The sequence below is a fragment of the Streptomyces sp. NBC_00690 genome (assembly GCF_036226685.1).
Lineage (GTDB): Bacteria > Actinomycetota > Actinomycetes > Streptomycetales > Streptomycetaceae > Streptomyces.
Genome location: NZ_CP109009.1, coordinates 6275850 through 6295453 on the forward strand (window position 1 = coordinate 6275850; position 19604 = coordinate 6295453).

Below are 19604 nucleotides of genomic sequence, written 5' to 3' on the forward strand. Positions count from 1 at the left end.
AGTTGTGAAGCGCACCAGACTCACGGCCGCTCTGACCGCGGCCGTGCTCGCTGTCGGTGGACTCGTCGCCACCGCGACCACCGCGCAAGCGGCCGACCAGGAACTCGCCGTCAACGGCGGCTTCGAGGCGGGGCTCACCGGGTGGAGTTGTTCCGCGGGCAGCGGCGCGGCCGTGACCACCCCGGTCCACGGTGGCACCTCAGCCCTGAAGGCCACCCCCTCGGGCGGCGACAACGCGAAGTGCACCCAGACGGTCACCGTCAAACCGAACTCCGCCTACACCGTGAGTGGGTGGGTGCAGGGCGGCTACGTCTATCTGGGCGTATCGGGCACCGGCACCACGGACGCCTACAACTGGACCCCTTCGGCCAGCAGTTGGCAGAAGCTGTCCACGACCTTCCGCACCGGCGCCTCGACCACCTCGGTCACCCTCTACACCCACGGCTGGTACGGCACGGCCGCCTACCACGCCGATGACCTCTCGCTCTTCGGGCCCGGTGGCGCACCGATCGAGATCCCGGCGACCCCGACGGGGCTCACCGCGGGCTCACCCGGCTCCACCTCGGTCCCGTTGAACTGGAGCGCCGTGCCCGGGGCCACCGGCTACAAGGTCTACCAGGGCACCCGTGTCATCCCGGTGACCGGCACCTCCACCGTGGTGACCGGCCTGACGGCCGCCACCTCGTACAGCTTCCAGGTCTCGGCCACCAACGGCGCCGGCGAGTCGGCCAAGTCGGCGGCGGTGACCGCCGAGACCACCAGCGGCGGTACTCCCGGCACCGCACTACCCCCCCACGCGCTGGTGGGCTATCTGCACTCCAGCTTCGCCAACGGCTCCGGCTACACGCGGATGGCGGACGTGCCCGACTCCTGGGACGTCATCAACCTGGCCTTCGGCGAACCGACCTCGGTGACCTCGGGTGACATCCGGTTCAGTCTCTGCCCGGTGACCGAGTGCCCGAACGTGGAGTCGGTCGCCGAGTTCAAGGCCGCGATCCAGGCCAAGCAGGCGGCGGGCAAGAAGGTGCTGATCTCCATCGGCGGCCAGAACGGTCAGGTCCAACTCTCCTCCACCGGGGCGCGGGACGCGTTCGTCACCTCCGTATCGAAGATCATCGACGAGTACGGCCTCGACGGGCTCGACATCGACTTCGAAGGGCACTCCCTGTCGCTGAACACCGGCGACACGGACTTCCGCTCCCCGACCACTCCGGTGGTCACCAATCTGATCCAGGCAGTCAAGACGCTGAAGGCGAAGTACGGTGCCAAGTTCATCCTGACGATGGCTCCGGAGACCTTCTTCGTCCAGTTGGGCTACCAGTTCTACGGCTCGGGCCCCTGGGGCGGCCAGGACCCGCGGGCGGGCTCGTACCTCCCGGTGATCCACGCGCTGCGCGACGACCTCACCCTGCTGCACGTCCAGCACTACAACTCGGGTCCGATCATGGGCCTCGACAACCAGTACCACACCATGGGCAACGCCGACTTCCACATCGCCATGGCCGACATGATGCTCACCGGCTTCCCGGTGGCCGGCAACCAGTCGCGGATCTTCCCGCCGCTGCGGGCCGACCAGATCGCCATCGGCATGCCGGCGTCCACCCAGGCGGGCAACGGCCACACGGCGCCCGCCGATGTGAACAAGACGCTCGACTGCCTCACCAAGAAGACCAACTGCGGTTCCTACCAGACCCATGGCACCTGGCCCGCCCTGCGCGGGCTGATGACCTGGTCGATCAACTGGGACCGCTACAACCAGTGGCAGTTCAGCCGGAACTTCGACGCCTACACATGGTGACCACCACCAGCAGCGCGCCGCACAGGGCCCAACTGCCGATCACGTCCAGCGGCCAGTGATAGCCCCTTAGCACCAGACCGATGCCCGTCGCCAGGGTCAGCACCAGGGCGACGGGCATCGCCCATGGTCGGCGTAGGAGGGGGGACAGAAGAAGGGCTCCGCCGCCGTACGCGACCAGGGCGGTCGCCGCATGTCCCGAGGGGTAGTAGCCGGTGGCGTCGGTCAGCGGTCCGGGGCGGTCCAGGAGCGCCTTCAGCGGTACGACGAAGGCGGGAACCGCCGCCATGGCGAGGACGACGCCGACCGTCTCCCGCCACCGCCGCAGGCGCTCGCGCCAAAACGCGTACGCCAGTGAGGCACCCAGCACGGGCAGCGCCACCGCGAGATTGCCGAGGTCGGCGAGGAGTTCGGTGAAAGCGGGCGGACCGTGGCCCACGATCCGTGACGAGATGCGCTCGTCCAGGGCGCGCAGGGGGCCGTCGACCGCCACCTGCCAGGTCACCACCGCGAACGTCAGCAGGGTGAGCGCCAGCAACAGAAAAGCCGGCCGCCTCGGAACAGGGGGGGTAGTTCCGAGGCAGCCGGTCTGATCGGACCGCCGCGCGCCCCGGGGGGTTTGGGGCGAGCGGACATCCGATCGGTGAGGAGTTCCGGAGCTTGAGGCTCCGGTGGTGTGCGCGAAGGCACGGCCCGTGCGGTGCTGGGGAGGCTCCGCGTCGGACTCGCCCGCAGTCCCCTGCGGGCGGGGTGTTTCTCTCATCTGCAGAAACCGTACGGCAGTGACAGGGGGGACCGACAGCCACATCTCCATGCCGCCATCGGGCCCCCACATCTTCTTCACAGGGTCCGACCGTTCCGCCTGGTCAGCCCGGGGTTGTTACCGGCGGTCACCGCCGGGCGAGCCCGTCCGTGCACCCGTTGGGGCTGACCAGCACCGGTCGGCGCCGATCAGGGCTGTGAGATCCCCTCAGAGCCCAGAAAACAGACTCCTCAGATACGGGTGAAAGCCTGCTCGATGATGTCCAGGCCCTCGTTCAACAGGTCCTCGCCGATCACCAGCGGCGGCAGGAAGCGCAGCACATTGCCGTACGTACCGCAGGTCAGCACCAGCAGACCCTCGGCGTGGCACGCCTTGGAGAGTGCGGTGGCAGCCGCCGCGTGCGGCTCCTTGGTCTCCCGGTCCTGGACCAGCTCGATCGCGATCATCGCGCCACGGCCACGGATCTCGCCGATGATGTCGAACTTCTCCTGCATCGCGGCGAGACGGCCCTTCATGACCTCCTCGATGCGCCGAGCCTTGCCGTTGAGGTCCAGCTCCTTCATGGTCTCGATCGACCCGAGCGCACCGGCACAGGCCACCGGGTTGCCACCGTAGGTGCCGCCGAGGCCACCGGCGTGGGCCGCGTCCATGATCTCGGCGCGGCCGGTCACAGCGGCCAGCGGCAGACCGCCCGCGATGCCCTTGGCGGTGGTGATCAGGTCCGGGACGATGCCCTCGTCCTCACACGCGAACCACTGGCCGGTGCGGCAGAAGCCCGACTGGATCTCATCGGCGACGAAGACGATCCCGTTCTCCTTGGCGAACTCGGCGATCGCCGGCAGGAAGCCCTTGGCCGGCTCGATGAACCCGCCCTCGCCCAGCACGGGCTCGATGATGATCGCCGCGACGTTCTCCGCGCCGATCTGCTTGCTGATCTGGTCGATGGCCTGCGCGGACGCCTCCGCGCCTGCGTTCTCGGCACCGGTGGGCCAGCGGTAGCCGTACGCGACCGGCACCCGGTAGACCTCGGGGGCGAACGGCCCGAAGCCCTGCTTGTACGGCATGTTCTTCGCGGTCAGCGCCATCGTCAGATTGGTGCGGCCGTGGTAGCCGTGGTCGAAGACGACGACGGCCTGGCGCTTGGTGTAGCTGCGGGCGATCTTGACCGCGTTCTCGACGGCTTCGGCGCCGGAGTTGAACAGCGCGGACTTCTTGGCGTGGTCACCGGGGGTGAGCTCGGCCAGCGCCTCGGCCACGGCCACATAGCCCTCGTACGGGGTGACCATGAAACAGGTGTGGGTGAAGTCCGCGAGCTGGGCCGATGCACGGCGTACGACGGCCTCGGCGCTGGCGCCGACGCTCGTGACGGCGATGCCGGAACCGAAGTCGATCAGACGGTTGCCGTCGACGTCCTCGATGATGCCGCCTCCCGCACGAGCGGTGAAGACGGGCAGCACCGAGCCCACGCCACCGGCGACCACTGCGGTACGGCGGGCCTGGAGCTCCACCGACTTGGGTCCGGGAATGGCGGTGACGATGCGGCGCTCCTGCGGGATCGCGGTCATAGGGGCTCCTGGGGGTGCTGTGGACGCTTCAGTTCTTCCCCGCAGGCTAGGGGTGGGCCGGGGCAGGGGGCATGTGCCGTTCGGGAGTGTTGGGGCCGAGTCCTTGTCCGCACCGGACATACCGCACGGTCCGGGTCCCCGACGTGAACGGTGCGGCGTTCGTACGTCACCGGCCCGGGCGCCGACGGACGGGTTCCCTGCGGTACGCCAGCGGCCTGGGCCGTCCGGTCGGCAGGCTTCCGGCCGGGGCGACCCACCCGGGCGGAGCCGGACCCCACGACCGGCCCCACCACCGGCACCCGCACGAACCGCGCCGGCAACCGGCCCGATCGCCCTCGGCCGGGGTGAATCGGTGAACTCCCCGCGCCTGGGCACTAGATTGACCGTGCACAGAGCGGGCCTGGCTGGTCAGGGGGCAGCAGTTCATGGATTCCGAAGGCACATTCGATGCGCGCGGCACGGAGCGCGGTCCTGCGCCGGTTTCCGGGCCGCCGCCGCACCCGCCTTCCGTACCCCGACCCGGTGGGCCACCGAGCTTCCCACCCACCCCGGGCATCCCCGCCGTCCCCAGCCATGCGCCCGGCAGACGCCAGGCCGTCACCGAGTGGCTGCGCACCCCCCGCCCCGAGGCCGACCCCGGCGTCTGGCGACTCGGTCACCGCGCCCGCCCCGACGAGGAGCCGGACGAAGTGCCCGCGCGGCGACTGTTCGCCGGCGCACTCATCGCCCTGCTCACCGGCTGGCTGCTCTGGTCCCTGCTGTGGAACGGCTACCTCGGCCGGTACTGGATCTGGCCCCTGCTCGTCCTCACCCCCGACTCCTGGCGTGCCGACCCACCCCTGTGGGCCACCGCCAGCTACACGTACTACACGCTCGTCGGCGGCGGGCTGCTGGTGTTCTTCGCCCGCCTCGGCCATGTGCCGGAGATATGGCGCCGCTACACCCGCCGCGCCGACAAGCCTCGTACGACATCCCCACCGGTCGGACCCGACCCCACCCAGTGGCCCGAACTGCGCACCGCCGGGCTCATCGACGCCGCGGAGACCCTCACCGAGGCCGGCCGGGCCGGTGTGCTCGGTGATGTGGACTACGCCCGTATCCGCCGCGCGTGGCAGGGCGTCCAGGCCCGCCCCGAACTGCTCCCCGCCTTCACCGACACCGTGCGACGACAGGGTGCTGCGTCCTGCGCCCATCCCTCCGGGCTGCGGGACCTGCCCGTACGCACCGCCACCCATGACCTCGTCACCGCACAGGTGCGGATCGGCACCGCAGCCGACGACCGCCGCAACCCCTACGCGCGACGCACCACCGGCGTAGCACTCGATCCGTCGCTGCTCGGCACCTCACTCCTCGCCGTCGGCCCGTCCGGCTGCGGCAAGAGCGTGCGGCTCATCCGCCCGGTCGTCGAATCCCTCGGACTGCTGGCCCTCGCGAACCGCGCCGCCGTGGTCGCCGTCACCGCCCAGGGCGCCCAGCTCGCCCCTGATGACGCCTTCGACCTGGTCATCGCCGTCGGGCGCAGCGACTCCCGGCACGACCTGGACCTCTACGGAGGCTCCAGCGATCCCGACGAAGCCGCCCGGATGCTCGCCGAAGCCCTGGTCGGCGACCTCGCCGCGACCCTGCCCGGCACCGACGGCCGCCGCGCCGCCACCGCACTGGCCCAGCTGATCGGCCCCTACCAGTTGGTCCACGGCCACTTCCCGGCCGTTCCCGAACTGCGGGAACTCCTCAGCGGCGCCCCCGCCGCGCTCGACGCCCTGCGTCAGGCGCTCCAGGCCCAGGGCGGCACCGCGGCGGCGGCGCAACTGCGCGAGCTGGACGCCCGCGAGCGCCAGTCCGCCCGCGGCGGCGATGACATCGGAGTGCTCCTCGCCGAACGGATCGCCTTCCTGGACCGACCCGCGTTCGCCGCCTCCTTCCGCACCGACGGAGGCGGCCGGCAGTTCTCCTTGCAGGCCATCGAGCATCCGTTGCGGGTCCGCGTCGACCTGCCGGAACGCGGCCACGCCGAGGCGTCCAGGATCATCGCGCGGCTGCTCCTCGCCCAGTTCACCGAAGCAGCGCTCAGCCGTTCGGACCGCTCGCTCTTCGCCGCGCTCGTCCTCGACGACGCGACCTACACGGTGACCGCCGACTCGGTGCGGGCCATCCAGCGGCTGCGCTCCGCCAATGCCGGGGTGGTCCTGACCCTGCGCACCCTGGAGGACGTGCCCGATCCGCTGCGCGGGCCCCTGCTGGGCGCGGTGGGCTGTCGGATGGCCTTCGCGGGACTCGCCCCGTGGGACGGCGGTCGGTTCGCGGAGACCTGGGGCACCGAATGGGTGCAGACCCGCGATGTCACCAACCGCCAGATCATCTCGGACGAGCCCCTCACCAAGGCCATGCACGCCATGCGCCGACTGGTCACCGGCAAGGCGACCACGGCCGAGGCGATCACCGTACGAGAGGTGGAACGGGCCCGCTGGTCGGCGTCCGACCTCGCCCACGCGGTGCCCGCGGGACACGCGGTGCTCTCCTTGGCGAACGTCAACGGCGAGCACACCCCGCCCCTGCTGGTGGATCTCCGTACATAGCGGACCTTTCCCGTCCTGGTCCCCCTGACCGCCCTGAACTACTACGAGCTGGCAGAATCGAGGTAATCAGTTCATACGGCGCGGCGAAATCCCCTGATGTCCCCGCCGGCCCGTGAACAGTCCTGACGAACCAGTTCTGAAGGTGCCATGCCGCCCACGCTCGCCTCCCTCGTCCAACACTCGGCGCTCAAACTCACCGTGCGCGCCGGCGAGGAGCGGCTCGACACCCCCGTGCGGTGGGCGCACGTGAGCGAACTGGCCGATCCGGTCCCCTATCTCGACGGCGGCGAACTCCTCCTCGTCACCGCCATGACCCTGGACGCCCAGGACCCCGACACCATGCGCCGCTATGTGCGCAGGCTGGACGCAGCGGGCGTCGTCGGCCTCGGCTTCGCCATCGGCGTGTTCTACGACGACATCCCCGACGCCCTCCTCGACGCGGCCAGGGACGAGGGCTTCCCCTTGCTGGCCGTACCGCGCCGCACCCCGTTCCTCGCGATCAGCAAAGCCGTCTCGGCCGCCATCGCGGCCGACCAGTACCGGGCGGTGACCGCCGGGTTCGAGGTCCAGCGGGAGCTGACCCGGGCCGCGCTCGCCGACGGACCGAACGCGGTCGTGGCCCGTCTCGCCGCCCATGTGAACGGCTGGGCCGCCCTCTACGACGCCTCGGGCGCCGTGGTCGCCGCCTCCCCCGAGTGGGCGGCGCGCAGGGCCGGCCGGCTCACCGCCGACCTGGAGCGGCTGCGCGACCGCTCCGCACCGGCCAGCACCATCGCCGCCGACACCGGCGACGACCGGGTCGAACTCCAATCCCTGGGCACCGGCCGTCGGGTCCGCGGAGCCCTCGCCGTCGGCACCGCAGCCGCCCTCGGCACCGCCGAACGCTATGCGGTCCACTCCGCCATCGCGCTCCTCACCCTCTCCACCGAACGCTCCCGCTCGCTCCAGCACGCGGAACAACGCCTGGGAGCCGCCGTCCTGCGCATGCTGCTCTCCGGCGAACCCGACCACGCACGCGCGGTCGCATCGGACCTCTACGGCACCCTGCTGGACGCCCCCTTCCGGCTGCTGCTCGCCGAACCCTCGTCCCCGGGCGACGATGCCGAGCCGCCGCCGCTGCCTGTGCTCGCCGAGGCACTGGACGCGGTGGCCTCCCGCGCGGGCGAGACGCTCATCACCGTGCCCGACAGCGACAGCCGCCTCGTGGTGCTCGCCGCCGACGGGGGAGCGGTCGTCGCCGACTGCACCGCTCGGTACTCCGCCCAGGACGCGGACGACGCCGGAGTCGTCATCGGTCTCTCGGCGCCCACCGGTCCCATCGCCGCCGCCGGAGCGTACAAACAGTCGGAGCAAGCCCTCTCCGTCGCCCGCAGACGCGGCCGGGCGCTCGTCGAACACGAGGACCTGGCGGCGGGCTCCATCGTCCCGCTGCTGGCCGACGACGCCGTACGCGCCTTCGCCGACGGCACGCTGCGCCCCCTGTACGCACACGACGCCACCGGCCGCGGCGACCTCGTGGCCTCGCTGCGGGCCTGGCTCTCACGCCACGGACAGTGGGACGCGGCGGCAGCCGACCTCGGTGTCCACCGCCACACCCTGCGGTACCGGATGCGCCGGGTCGAAGAGATCCTGGGCCGTTCGCTGGACGACCCGGACGTCCGGATGGAGCTCTGGCTCGCGCTCAAGACCACCGCAGGCCCCACCGGCGAGTAGACACCGCAGAAGATCCTTCCGCCCTCCTGCCCGAAGTCGGACAAAAGTATTGGCAGCCGGGGGCGGCACTCCCTAAAGTCGCGTCGACGCAGCGGAGGGGAGTGGCCCGGACCGCCGTCCGGGGACCCCAGAAGGATTGATGAGAGACCTCCCTACCGCCGGCACGCCTTCGGACGGACCCGCAGAGTCCATACGGTCCGCCCCGCCCGCCGAATCGTTCCTGCCTGCGGCGCCGATCGGACCTGTCGAAGCCCCCGCCCCACCGGTGACCGAACCGCCGCCACCCGGACGACGACGCATATCCGGCGCGGTCTGGGCCGCGCTCGCCATCGTCTACGTCGTCTGGGGCTCCACCTACCTCGGCATCGCCGTGGTCGTCGAGACCATGCCGGCCTTCCTCTCGGCCGGCGGACGCTTCGTCCTCGCCGGACTGATCCTCGCCGCCCTGGTGGCCTGGCGACAGGGCCCCGCCGCGCTCAGGCTCACCCGCGCCCAACTCGGCTCCGTCACCCTCCTCGGGCTGATGCTGCTCCTCGGCGGCAACGGCCTCGTGGTCCTGGCCGAGACCGCCATCCCCTCGGGACTGGCCGCCCTGCTGGTCGCCGTCGTACCGGCCTGGGTGGTCGTGCTGCGCCGCTGCTCCGGCGAACGCCCGGGCCTCGGCGCCTACGGCGGGGTCCTGTTCGGACTGGTGGGCCTGGTGGTGTTGACCATGCCCGGGCTCAGCGGAGACATCCGACTCTGGGGCGTCGTCGCGGTCCTGGGCGCCACGATCAGCTGGTCCGTGGGCTCCTTCGCCTCGGCACGCATCCCCATGCCGGCGAACCCGTTCGCGGCGAGCGCGTACGAGATGATCGCGGGCGGCATCGGCTGTGCCCTGGTCGGCTTCGGCCGTGGTGAGCACCGGGGCTTCGCCTTCGACGATGTCTCTACCAGCTCGTGGATCGCCCTGGGCTATCTGGTCGTCTTCGGCTCGCTGGTCGCCTTCACTGCCTACGCCTGGCTGCTGCACAGCGCACCCCTGTCGCTGGTGGCCACCTACGCATACGTCAATCCCGTGGTGGCCGTGCTGCTGGGGGCCGTCTTCCTCCAGGAGGAGCTGACCTGGTCGATCGCGGTGGGCGGGGCCATCGTCGTCGCAGGCGTCTGTCTGATCGTGACCACGGAGCGCCGCCGCTGAGCCGACCGTGCCGGGCGCCCCACGCCTGCGAACGCCCCCGGACCTGGCCGATGCACCAAAGCGGCAGGAAAGGCGCCGTTGATCACTCCACCCCGTACAAACCAACAATCCGCCCTCCGGCCCTACCGTGGGGCGGGCACCGCCCGACAGTCACACTCACCTCACCTCGGAAGGGCCGGGACATGACCTCCACCCACGCCTTCTGGCTCGCCGGCCGCGAGGCCACCGGCGAGACCTCCTTCGACGTCACCAACTCGTGGGACGGACGTCTCGTCGGCCGGGTCTCCGTGCCCACCGAGGCCCAGGTTGAAGAAGCCGTCGCCGCCGCTCACGCGGTACGTGACGAGTTCGCCGCCACACCGGCCCATGTGCGCGCCGCCGCCCTCGACCACGTCGCCAAGCGTCTCGCCGAGCGCACCGAGGAGATCGCCCAGCTGATCTCCGCCGAGAACGGCAAGCCCATCAAGTGGGCCCGCGGTGAAGTCGGCCGTGCCGTGTCCGTCTTCCGCCTCGCCGCCGAGGAAGCCCGCCGCTTCAACGGCGGCCAGGCCCAGCGCCTCGATACCGACGCCGGTGGCACGGGCCGTCTCGCCCTGACCCGACGCATCCCCAAGGGCGTCGTCCTCGGCATCGCGCCCTTCAACTTCCCGTTGAACCTCAGCGCCCACAAGGTGGCCCCCGCCATCGCGGTCGGCGCCCCCATCATCCTCAAGCCCGCCCCGGCCACCCCGATCTCCTCGCTGGTCCTCGGCGAACTGCTCGCCGAGACCGAACTGCCGGTCGGCTCCTGGTCGGTGCTGCCGGTCCCCAACGACCGGATGCCCGCCCTGGTCCAGGACGAGCGACTGCCCGTGATCTCCTTCACCGGCTCCGGCCCCGTCGGCTACGCGATCATGGACTCCGTACCGCGCAAGCACTGCACGCTGGAACTCGGCGGCAATGGCGCCGCGGTCGTACTCGACGACTGGACGTCCGAGCAGGACCTCGACTGGGCCGCCACCCGCATGGCCACCTTCTCCAACTACCAGGGCGGCCAGTCCTGCATCTCCGTGCAGCGCGTGATCGCCGACGCCTCCGTCTACGACCGGCTGCTGCCCAAGCTCGTCGCCGCGGTCGAGGCCCAGGTCACCGGTGACCCGGCCGACGACGCCACGGACGTCGGCCCCCTGGTCAGCGAGGACGCGGCCAAGCGCGTGGAGTCCTGGGTGGACGAGGCGGTCCAGGCCGGCGCCAAGCTCCTCGCGGGCGGCAAGCGCGACGGTGCCACCTACGCCCCGACCGTCCTGGCCGATGTCCCCTCGCACGTCACCATCGCCTGCGAGGAAGTCTTCGGCCCGGTACTGACCGTCAGCAAGGTCGACGGCGAGGGCGAGGCGTTCGCCGCCGTCAACGACTCCCCGTACGGCCTCCAGGCGGGCGTCTTCACCCACGACGTCCAGACCGCCTTCCGCGCACACCGCGCGCTGGAGGTCGGCGGCGTGATCATCGGCGACGTCCCCTCCTACCGCGCCGACCAGATGCCGTACGGCGGAGCCAAGCAGTCCGGCGTCGGCCGCGAGGGCGTCGCCTATGCGATGGATGACTACACCTACGAACGCGTACTGGTCCTGACGGGCCTCACGCTGTAGTTTTCCGCGCGTAACAAACGACGGCTGGAGCCCACTGTGCGGGGGCTCCAGCCGTTTTTTGTTCCTAGGTTGCTTCTGGGACAGGAGCCTTGATCCAGCCACGGCGTCGGCGGCGTCCGGCTACGGGATGCGACCGACGAGGTCGATCGCGATCACGACCGGCTTGTTCTGTTTGATCGTGTACCTGACTCGATAGCGGCTGACATGCATCCGGTACTGCTATCGCCGTAGTCTCGCGCACCAGCGGGTTGGAGGTTGGCAGGCAGCAGGCTGACGCTGTCGAGTACTTGGTCGACGCCGGCTGGGTCGACGCGCGTATTGGGTCAGAGCGTTCTTGGCCGCCCCTTCCGAAAAGACCTGGCTTAGGTCATTTTCCCGTTCAGCTGGTCCCGCAATTCCTCGGCGGTCACCGTGGCGTTGTTGCCGCGCAGGCGATGGAGCTCACTGTGGAGCAATGCCAGGCCGTCCTTTCCCGCTGAGCAGGTCGTCCCCGGCCTGGCTCACATAACGAGTGATCGCGTCGAGCTGTCGGGATGCGTCAGCGATGGAAAGGGTGTCCACGGGTCCTCAGCGGACATCTCCATCGAACTGTGCCGGGTCCATGCGATTCACGGTGGCGGAGCGCAGGGCGCGCCGATAAGCACGAACCACGCGAATGGGCCGACCGAAGGGCGATACCCCGGCTCGGGAATCAGCCGGATCGTGGGGTGGGGCTCCACATCCCGGCGCACGAGGTGCGCCCGGACTGGACTGGTACTCCAACACGCCGTTCTTGGTGCTGCGAAGCCTCCGTTGAGGCCCTTCTCCCAGCAATAGCCTGTGGGGACTTGTCAAAGGAGAGGACCCGTTCCCGCCATGTCTGAGCACAGCACGTCGAGATGGACCATCCGCAACGAAGAACGAGTGGAGGTGCCGGCCACAGTCGAGGGCATCCGCGGCGCATTGTCGGAGGACCAGCGGCGGCGCTTCGAAGAGGCACTGGGCGGTGCAACAGTGGAGAGCGTCGCCGATGTGCTGCGGCACTGGATTCTCAATGTCGCCTCGGGTTCCGAGGACGAGGAGGTCTTCGCACGCCTGGAGGCCGAAGGGCGTGGGGCTGCGTGAGCCGCTATGAGATCGCGTATGCGCCGGTGGCAGAAGCAACACTGAAGCAGATGTCCTCCCCCTCGGCAGCAGCGTTTCGGGCGGCCATAGAGCGCACGTTGGGCCGAGACCCCTACGGCCACGGATCGCGGCCGGTAAGCCGCGAGAGGGACCGGAGGGAGGCCACCGTCGCGGGGGTCTTCATCCGGTACTACGTGGCACAGAGCGTTCTGCAAGTCACGGTGGTCCGAATGGTTCCTCCGCGTTGACCCCCCGGTGGTCTGCTGTCCCTGTCGGTGTTTCCGCCGACGCGAGTCAGAGCGTGATCGGCACCGGGCACCCGCCGCCCAAGTACCCGTGGACTTTCCACCGCCTGAATAGGTGAATCGGGGAACGGCTGTTGTTCGCCGATCTTCCGGTATCCCCAGGCTTCGTAGGCAGCTTGCGCCGCTCCATCGCCCGCAGCCGGGTCAACCAGCAGGGTGCCCCGCTCATCGCTCCGGATCGACAGCCCAGCCTCATGGAGTTGCCAGGACACACCCTGCCCCCGCCAGGGCCTGCGCACCACGACATCGACTGGCGGATGGCGGGGAGATGCTCGGAGTTGGCCTGGCGAAAATCGACGGTCACGGTCGGCGTCCCTCTCGCTCCGAGCAGCGGACTGTCCCTTCGGCGGCGGGCTGGTCAGGATGCTTCGCGAAGCCAGGTGCAGGCGCGTTCATCCAGGTCGAGTGCCGGGCGTACGGTGCGGTCCCTGACCTGAGCGACCGCCGATCGCATGGCGTGCACGGCTTTGAGCGTTCGCGTGGAGCGGATGCCGGTCATGGTGTCCAGGGCCTGGCTCCAGGTGGCGCAAGCCTTTTCGATCTGGCCTTGCTGGTACTGGGAGTGTCCCTCGGCTGCTGCGGAGAGTGCAGCGATCCTCTGGTGTTCCGTACCGCTGTATCGGCGGCGAGCGCCGGCGTGATGGCGCTCCGCACCACGGAAGTCGCCGATGCTGTCCAGGATCTTCGCGGTTTGACTGGCGACGTTCGCAGACGCCGCCCCCCACATGGAGGCCCAGCCGGTCATGCCCTCGGTGCCCGTGGACCCCGCCAGGGTGCGGGCGCGGTCTGCCTCGGTCAGGGATTGGCTGGCCTGGCCCAGGCTGGCCAGGGCTCGGGCCCGGCAGATCACGAACAGCGACTCCGTCACCCGGTCGACCCTGCCCCGAGCGCGTTCAAGTGCGGCGTCGGCCAGCCCGAGGACGTGTTCGTGCCGCCCGTTGTCCAGGCCGTGATAGGCGAGGATGCGGAGTGTGAACGCCTCGTGCGCGATGTTCCCGGCGTCCTTTGTGAGCGCGTACGCCTGCAAGTAGTAGCGCTGTGCAAGCCCCATTTCCCCCGCGTCGTACGCCTTCCAGCCAGAGAGGTAGGCGAGTGACGCGGCGGAGGTCAGCATGTCGTTGCGTTGCTCGACGGTGCGGAATTGAGCTTGGCACAGCCCGAGGACGTCGGTCCGGAGGTATTGCACGACGGCGCTGCGCCCGTGTTGGCCGCCATGACGTTCATCGATGGCCGTGAACATCGCCACCATGTCGCGGACGGCACGGACTTCACCGGCACCGGCGACGCCACCGTTCAATGCTCGTCGGGTACGGGCATGGGCTTCACCGGCGGTGCCGAGAGGCAGGGCGGCGGCTGCGACGGAGTAGGCGGACCCGGTGAGGAAGGTTCGGCGTTCGATATCGGCGCTCCCCAATTGCCCCAGCGTTTCCACTGGATCGCCTTCAACGGTAAGCCCGACATCGGCCGTATCGGTATCGCCGGGCATTGCTGAGAGTCCGATGTCGCCCAGTGAGATTGGGCGACTGAGTGTTCGGGACAGTGCTTCGCAGAGATAGCGGGCGGTCTGGGGGTTCGGCGGAGTGCCACCCAACCAGCAGGAAACGTTAGATTTGCCAGTGCGGATCGTGGTCCCGGATGTGGCGGCCACGGATCTCACGAGGCGGGCCAAATCTTCGTATCGCAGACCTGACTCATGAATGATGGCGCGGAGGCGGCTGTTGGGCGACCTGGTCATAGACCCCAACGCTAGACCAGCGCTCGCGGAGTCGAACACGGGTGAACTCGTTGAACCGATTCCCCTCTTGAGCCCTCTGGTTCCCGTTCCGGGCCCACTAGTTCACTGGACGACGTCGGGTAGAGAGTCCCGTGGGACTCCTTCGGTGGGCAGTCCCCTCCACGGACGGGCAGGCCGTCGTCCCGACTCCTTGACGGTGACTGTTCCCGGACCGATGGAGATACCCCATGTCACCCCCAACCAGCAGTCAACCCACGCCAGCGGGCTGCATCGACCTTGGTCCACCCGAAGGTGTGCCTCGCCTCGGCTTGAACCTGCGGCGCACCAATGGACCGGGCAGTCCCCTGACTCCCGAGGACAGACGGAGGCCAGGGGAGGTCCGTCGGGTCGGGCGGGCCCACGCGAACCTTTGGGGATTCGGTGCCTGTGCGGACGCAGTCGGCCTGTGCCTTTCCGAGCTGATCACCAACGGGTTCGTCCACGGCGACGGCAACGTCGGGGTCCAGATGTGGTCCACCACGACGCAGCTCTGTATCGAGGTGAGCAGTAGCGGCCCCCAGCGCGTGCCGATGCCTCCGATTGCGGTGGATCTCCTTGAGGAGGGTGGCCGGGGGTTGATGCTGGTGGACGCCCATGCCGATGCCTGGGGGGTCGCAGAGGATGGCCTGCGTACGACCTGGTGGTGCGCCTTCGCTGGCGGAGGCGGTCAGTGACCTTATCCGGAGCTGCTGCTCTTGCGCGATCTTGTCGGGATCGGGATCGGGATCGGGCTCCCGGCCTCGGGCGATGCGGCTACTGGGCCGAGGCCATTGCCGAATCCGATTCACCGGGTGTTTTCGAGCCCCGCAGGATCGTGCTCGGAAATTTCGCGACCCCCTATGCTCCCCGAGCCATCCGATGGCTCTGTGTGCAGGCGGTCCGTATCGCGAACGGGTTGGATCCTGATCCCGATGTGCCGTGGTCGGCCGCGCTGCTGTGCGTCACGCCCGACCCTCATCTCTCCTTCGATCTCACAGACGCACCCACTGCCTTGCGCACATGGGTCAGAGATGAGCAAGGACGCCGAGCCGCCTTTGAGCGACTGCGGGCCGGGCTGCCGTTCACACTCGCCGTGACCGACTGGTCAGGCAGGTATGTCCTCGCGGTGTGGCCCGTGGCCATTCCCCTACGGGTCCATGCGCCCCACACCCGGGTTGAGGCAGCCGATGGTTCGAACAGGCGCGGGACGGGCTCGCTGAGGTGACCGAAGTCGTACGCCAAGTCCTCTATGTGGCCGTGGTCGCCGGCTGGATGGCTGTTCTCGCCTACAGCCTGACCGGCCAATGACCAATTCCCCTGGCTCCGCTGGCGCAGTGGGCCCGCGCGGTTCTGTGGCCCCCGTACGTTCGAACTGTGCGTACGGGTGCTGTGGCGCCCCGCTGCCGAGTTCTGCGCCGCACGGACAGCACGGTCCCTGTAGGGGCCATGGCGCACTGGTGAGATGGAGTCGACCGGGTGCGGTGGGCACGGGCAGCGGTCGGCTGTCAGGTGCGTGAGCCGGAGGGGGAGAGGGCAGCGGCACTCGACGACCGTGCAGGTCTCCTTGCCCGGCGCGGTCCTCGACAGCAGCCGCCATCACGCCGTGCTGACCGGGGCGTGGTTCCTCGCGGTCTCCCCACCGGCGACGAGGAGCCTGGCCGTGATGGGGTTCGGGTGTGTCGGTGTCGGCGCCCGATTCACCCTGGGAACAACGGGGTTGACCCCGAGTCGACGCCGGGGGCGGTGTCCTCCGTGATGAGGATCCGGGGTCACACGGCCGTCTTCAGGATGGGAGGCATCCCCCATCCCTCTCCTGGAAGGGCCCTTTCTGTGAAACCCACTCCGTTGCATCGGCGTGCCCTGCTCGCCGCCGTTTCGACCGTCGTTGCCCTAGGGGTCACGGCCGGGGCCGCCTTCGCGAGCCCGGCCACCACTCAGGTGCCCGGTGTCTCGCAGGCCCGGGCGGCCGAACATCCGCAGGCGCAGGCGCTCCAAGCCGCGCTGCGGGGACTTCCGGACGGTGAGGCGACCAGTGCGGTGGTACGCGCCGGTGGGCGGGACGGTCGATGGGAGGGCAGCGCCGGAGTGCGGGAGGTGCGCCACAACAGCCCTGCCCTCACCCACGGCCGGTTCCGTGCCGGATCGACGACGAAGGTGGTGACCGCGGCCCTGGTGCTGAGGCTCGTCGCCGACGGCAAAATCAACCTCGACCGGCCCGTACAGCGCTATCTACCGGGGCTGCTGACGCCCGAGTTCCAGCCCGTCACCGTACGGCAGTTGCTCAACCACACCAGCGGGATCCAGCCCGCAGCCGTCGCCGATGTGTCCTGGGAGGAGCAGTACGCGCGCCGGCTCGACATCGTGGAGCCGGAAGTGGTGGTGGCCGCGGGGATCGCCAGAGGCCCTGAGTTCGCACCCGGAACCCAACAGCACTATCTGAACATCAACTACACCATCCTCGCCATGCTGGTGGAGAAGGTGACCGGACGGTCGTTCGAGGAGGGTGCCGCTCGCCATGTCTTTCGGCCTGCCGGCATGCGGAACTCGTCCTTTCCCGGTACCGACTCCCGTATCAACGGGCCGCACAACAGGGGCTATCAACTGGTCGACGGACAGCGGGTGGACGTCACCGAGTGGAATGTGGCGGACCGCTGGGCGGCGGGGGACATGATCTCGACCCTGGACGATCTGGAGCGATTGCTGACCGCGCTGTTCCGGGGCAAGGTCGTGCCGCAACAGCAGCTCAAGGAGATGTTCACCGTTCCCCGGGACATCGCCGGCGCCAACAAGAGCGCCGGGCTTGAGCGGTTCATGGTCGACGGGGTGGAGGTCTGGGGCAAGACCGGTGCCCGCCCCGGCTACAACACGGTGATCGCCGCCACCCGTGGTCTCACCCGTACGGTCGTCTACTCGGTGACCGGGACCGATGCGCACGGTCAGGGGCACGCGGTCGGTCAGCGCTTCGCCTTCCCGGCCTTCCGCTAAGTCCCTCGCCGCTTCAGCCGGGGGATGGACCGAGGAAGCGGCCCCCGGTTCGGGGTGTGCGGACCTTCGCGGGCCGCACACCCCGAACCGGGCCGGGGGACGCCGACGTCAGCCATGGAGAACGTCTCCGAAGCTGCCGTTGTCACCCTCCGTAACGGACGTTCCCCCGGGTGCGGCACGGGGATGGTGACCGGCACAGTAATCGGGTATTACGGACGAGTAGTACCGGTTGGTAGAGCGCCCCGCCCCGACCGGCGCCCCAACCCGACTCGCGGCGAGGTGGACCTCATGACCGCACCACTGGAGAAGGACCGCACCCCCAAGGTCACCGAGCGTGAGGCCCGGCAGGTCGCCGAGGCCGCACGCGAAAAGGACTGGCGCAAGCCCAGCTTTGCCAAGGAGCTGTTTCTGGGCCGGTTGCGGCTCGATCTGATCCACCCCCATCCCTTGCCCTCGGGGGAGGCCAGCCGGCGTGGCGAGGAGTTCCTCGCCCGGCTGCGCACCTTCTGCGAGACCCGGATCGACGGTGCGCTGATCGAGCGCGAGGCCCGCATCCCCGACGATGTCATCAACGGTCTGCGGGAACTCGGTGCGCTGGGGATGAAGATCGACACCAAGTACGGCGGCCTGGGCCTCACCCAGCTCTACTACAACCGGGCCCTCGCCCTGGTCGGCTCCGCGAGCCCCGCCATCGGCGCCCTGCTCTCCGCACACCAGTCGATCGGTGTGCCGCAGCCGCTCAAGACGTTCGGCACCGAGGAGCAGAAGGACACCTTCCTGCCGAGGCTCGCCCGTACCGACATCTCGGCGTTCCTGCTGACCGAACCCGACGTCGGCTCCGACCCGGCGCGCCTGGCGACGACCGCGGTCCCCGACGGCGACGAGTACGTCCTCGACGGCGTCAAGCTCTGGACCACCAACGGTGTCGTCGCCGACCTCCTGGTGGTGATGGCGCGGGTGCCGAAGTCGGAGGGCCACCCCGGCGGCATCACCGCCTTCGTGGTCGAGGCGGACAGTGCGGGCATCACCGTGGAGAACCGCAACGCCTTCATGGGCCTGCGCGGTCTGGAGAACGGCGTCACCCGCTTCCACCAGGTCCGTGTGCCCGCCGCCAACCGCATCGGGCCCGAGGGCGCCGGCCTCAAGATCGCGCTGACCACGCTCAACACCGGTCGGCTCTCCCTGCCCGCGATGTGCGCGGGCGCCGGGAAGTGGTGCCTCAAGATCGCCCGCGAGTGGTCGGCCGCACGTGAGCAGTGGGGCAAGCCCGTGGCGCGGCACGAGGCGGTGGGAGCGAAGATCTCGTTTATCGCCGCCACCACGTTCGCCCTCGAAGCGGTCGTCGACCTCGCCTCCCAACTGGCCGACGAGGACCGGAACGACATCCGCATCGAGGCCGCGCTCGCCAAGCTCTTCGGCTCCGAGATGGGCTGTCTGATCGCCGACGAACTGGTCCAGATCCGCGGCGGCCGGGGCTTCGAGACCGCGGACTCGCTCGCGGCGCGCGGCGAGCGGGCGGTGCCGGCCGAACAGATGCTGCGCGATCTGCGGATCAACCGGATCTTCGAAGGCTCCACCGAGATCATGCACCTCTTGATCGCCCGTGAGGCGGTCGACGCCCACCTCAAGGTGGCGGGCGATCTCATCGACCCGGACAAGTCGCTCGGCGACAAGGCCAGAGCCGGTGCACAGGCCACCGCGTTCTACGCCCGCTGGCTCCCCAAACTCGTCACAGGACCGGGGCACAGCCCTCGCTCCTACGGTGAGTTCCACCCGGCGGGCCACCCCGACCTCGCCGTACACCTGCGCTATGCCGAGCGCAGTGCCCGCAAGCTCGCCCGCTCCACCTTCCTCGCCATGTCCCGCTGGCAGGGGCGGATGGAGACCAAACAGGGCTTCCTCGGCCGGATCGTCGACATCGGCGCGGAACTCTTCGCGATCTCCGCCACCTGCGTACGGGCGGAGATGCTGCGCGTCTCCGGTGACCACGGCCGCGAGGCGTACCAACTGGCCGACGCCTTCTGCCGCCAGTCCCGGCTGCGGATCGAGGAACTCTTCACCCGGCTGTGGTCCAACACCGACGACATCGACCGTCGAGTGGTGGACGGGGTCCTCGCGGGACGGTACGAGTGGCTGGAAGAGGGGATCGTCGACCCCAGTGGCGACGGCCCCTGGATCGCGGACGCCACTCCCGGCCCATCCGAACGGGAGAACGTCCACCGCCCCATCCGTTGACG

At 69.6% G+C, this 19604-nt stretch carries 14 protein-coding genes; 11 read left to right on the top strand and 3 right to left on the bottom strand.

The window, feature by feature from the left end; all coding sequences use genetic code 11:
- Positions 1–4 precede the first annotated feature (4 nt).
- Entirely contained in the window at positions 5–1798 is a 1794-nt protein-coding gene (locus tag OID54_RS27645; RefSeq protein WP_329023807.1) for a chitinase, read from the top strand.
- Here OID54_RS27645 and OID54_RS27650 read toward each other — a convergent pair.
- Both OID54_RS27650 and gabT read right to left on the bottom strand, forming a co-directional pair.
- Complete coding sequence (locus OID54_RS27650; protein WP_329023808.1) at positions 1767–2333, bottom strand: phosphatase PAP2 family protein; 567 nt, start codon at positions 2331–2333, stop codon at positions 1767–1769. The genes OID54_RS27645 and OID54_RS27650 overlap by 32 nt on opposite strands.
- Before the next feature lie 455 nt (positions 2334–2788).
- The gene (gene gabT, locus OID54_RS27655; protein ID WP_329023810.1) at positions 2789–4123 is read right to left on the bottom strand and encodes a 4-aminobutyrate--2-oxoglutarate transaminase; all 1335 of its coding nucleotides are present in this window, start codon (positions 4121–4123) and stop codon (positions 2789–2791) included.
- A 425-nt stretch (positions 4124–4548) separates the two neighbouring features.
- On the opposite strand from gabT, the gene OID54_RS27660 reads away from it, so the two are divergent.
- The 6 genes from OID54_RS27660 (at position 4549) to OID54_RS27685 (ending at position 12572) form a co-directional block, all read left to right on the top strand.
- Entirely contained in the window at positions 4549–6699 is a 2151-nt protein-coding gene (locus OID54_RS27660) for an ATP-binding protein (RefSeq protein ID WP_329023812.1), read from the top strand.
- A gap of 147 nt (positions 6700–6846) precedes the next feature.
- Positions 6847–8412: a PucR family transcriptional regulator gene (locus OID54_RS27665; protein WP_329023814.1), complete on the top strand. Its 1566-nt coding sequence runs from the start codon at positions 6847–6849 to the stop codon at positions 8410–8412.
- Positions 8413–8551: 139 nt separating this feature from the next.
- Positions 8552–9592, top strand: coding sequence for an EamA family transporter (locus tag OID54_RS27670; RefSeq protein WP_329023817.1), 1041 nt, complete (start codon positions 8552–8554; stop codon positions 9590–9592).
- A gap of 182 nt (positions 9593–9774) precedes the next feature.
- Entirely contained in the window at positions 9775–11220 is a 1446-nt protein-coding gene (locus OID54_RS27675; protein WP_329023819.1) for an aldehyde dehydrogenase family protein, read from the top strand.
- Between the two features lie 855 nt (positions 11221–12075).
- Positions 12076–12324: a hypothetical protein gene (locus OID54_RS27680; protein WP_329023820.1), complete on the top strand. Its 249-nt coding sequence runs from the start codon at positions 12076–12078 to the stop codon at positions 12322–12324.
- 50 nt (positions 12325–12374) lie between these two features.
- Positions 12375–12572, top strand: a complete 198-nt coding sequence (locus OID54_RS27685) for a hypothetical protein (protein WP_329027822.1) — start codon at positions 12375–12377, stop codon at positions 12570–12572.
- 415 nt (positions 12573–12987) lie between these two features.
- On the opposite strand, the gene OID54_RS27690 is transcribed toward OID54_RS27685, so the two are convergent.
- Positions 12988–13743 carry a hypothetical protein gene (locus OID54_RS27690; protein WP_329023822.1) on the bottom strand — a complete coding sequence of 252 codons (756 nt, stop codon included), beginning with the start codon at positions 13741–13743 and terminating at the stop codon, positions 12988–12990.
- Positions 13744–13776: 33 nt separating this feature from the next.
- Between OID54_RS27690 and OID54_RS27695 the strand changes: the two genes are divergently transcribed.
- The 4 genes from OID54_RS27695 to OID54_RS27710 all read left to right on the top strand — a co-directional run bounded on the left by OID54_RS27695 (position 13777) and on the right by OID54_RS27710 (position 19602).
- Entirely contained in the window at positions 13777–14121 is a 345-nt protein-coding gene (locus OID54_RS27695; protein WP_329023824.1) for a hypothetical protein, read from the top strand.
- A gap of 551 nt (positions 14122–14672) precedes the next feature.
- The gene (locus OID54_RS27700; RefSeq protein ID WP_329023825.1) at positions 14673–15077 is read left to right on the top strand and encodes an ATP-binding protein; all 405 of its coding nucleotides are present in this window, start codon (positions 14673–14675) and stop codon (positions 15075–15077) included.
- 1135 nt (positions 15078–16212) lie between these two features.
- A complete protein-coding gene (locus OID54_RS27705; RefSeq protein ID WP_329023827.1) occupies positions 16213–17367 on the top strand; it encodes a serine hydrolase domain-containing protein in 1155 nt (384 codons plus the stop codon).
- 288 nt (positions 17368–17655) lie between these two features.
- Positions 17656–19602 carry an acyl-CoA dehydrogenase family protein gene (locus tag OID54_RS27710; protein ID WP_329023829.1) on the top strand — a complete coding sequence of 649 codons (1947 nt, stop codon included), beginning with the start codon at positions 17656–17658 and terminating at the stop codon, positions 19600–19602.
- Positions 19603–19604: the final 2 nt, after the last annotated feature.

What these genes read in the sequence shown, in the direction of transcription:
- gabT (WP_329023810.1), bottom strand. Translation starts at nt 4,123, where the DNA reads ATGACCGCGATCCCGCAGGAGCGCCGCATCGTCACCGCCATTCCCGGA.
- OID54_RS27660 (WP_329023812.1), top strand. Translation starts at nt 4,549, where the DNA reads ATGGATTCCGAAGGCACATTCGATGCGCGCGGCACGGAGCGCGGTCCT.
- OID54_RS27665 (WP_329023814.1), top strand. Translation starts at nt 6,847, where the DNA reads ATGCCGCCCACGCTCGCCTCCCTCGTCCAACACTCGGCGCTCAAACTC.
- OID54_RS27670 (WP_329023817.1), top strand. Translation starts at nt 8,552, where the DNA reads ATGAGAGACCTCCCTACCGCCGGCACGCCTTCGGACGGACCCGCAGAG.
- OID54_RS27675 (WP_329023819.1), top strand. Translation starts at nt 9,775, where the DNA reads ATGACCTCCACCCACGCCTTCTGGCTCGCCGGCCGCGAGGCCACCGGC.
- OID54_RS27680 (WP_329023820.1), top strand. Translation starts at nt 12,076, where the DNA reads ATGTCTGAGCACAGCACGTCGAGATGGACCATCCGCAACGAAGAACGA.
- OID54_RS27685 (WP_329027822.1), top strand. Translation starts at nt 12,375, where the DNA reads ATGTCCTCCCCCTCGGCAGCAGCGTTTCGGGCGGCCATAGAGCGCACG.
- OID54_RS27690 (WP_329023822.1), bottom strand. Translation starts at nt 13,743, where the DNA reads ATGCTGACCTCCGCCGCGTCACTCGCCTACCTCTCTGGCTGGAAGGCG.
- OID54_RS27710 (WP_329023829.1), top strand. Translation starts at nt 17,656, where the DNA reads ATGACCGCACCACTGGAGAAGGACCGCACCCCCAAGGTCACCGAGCGT.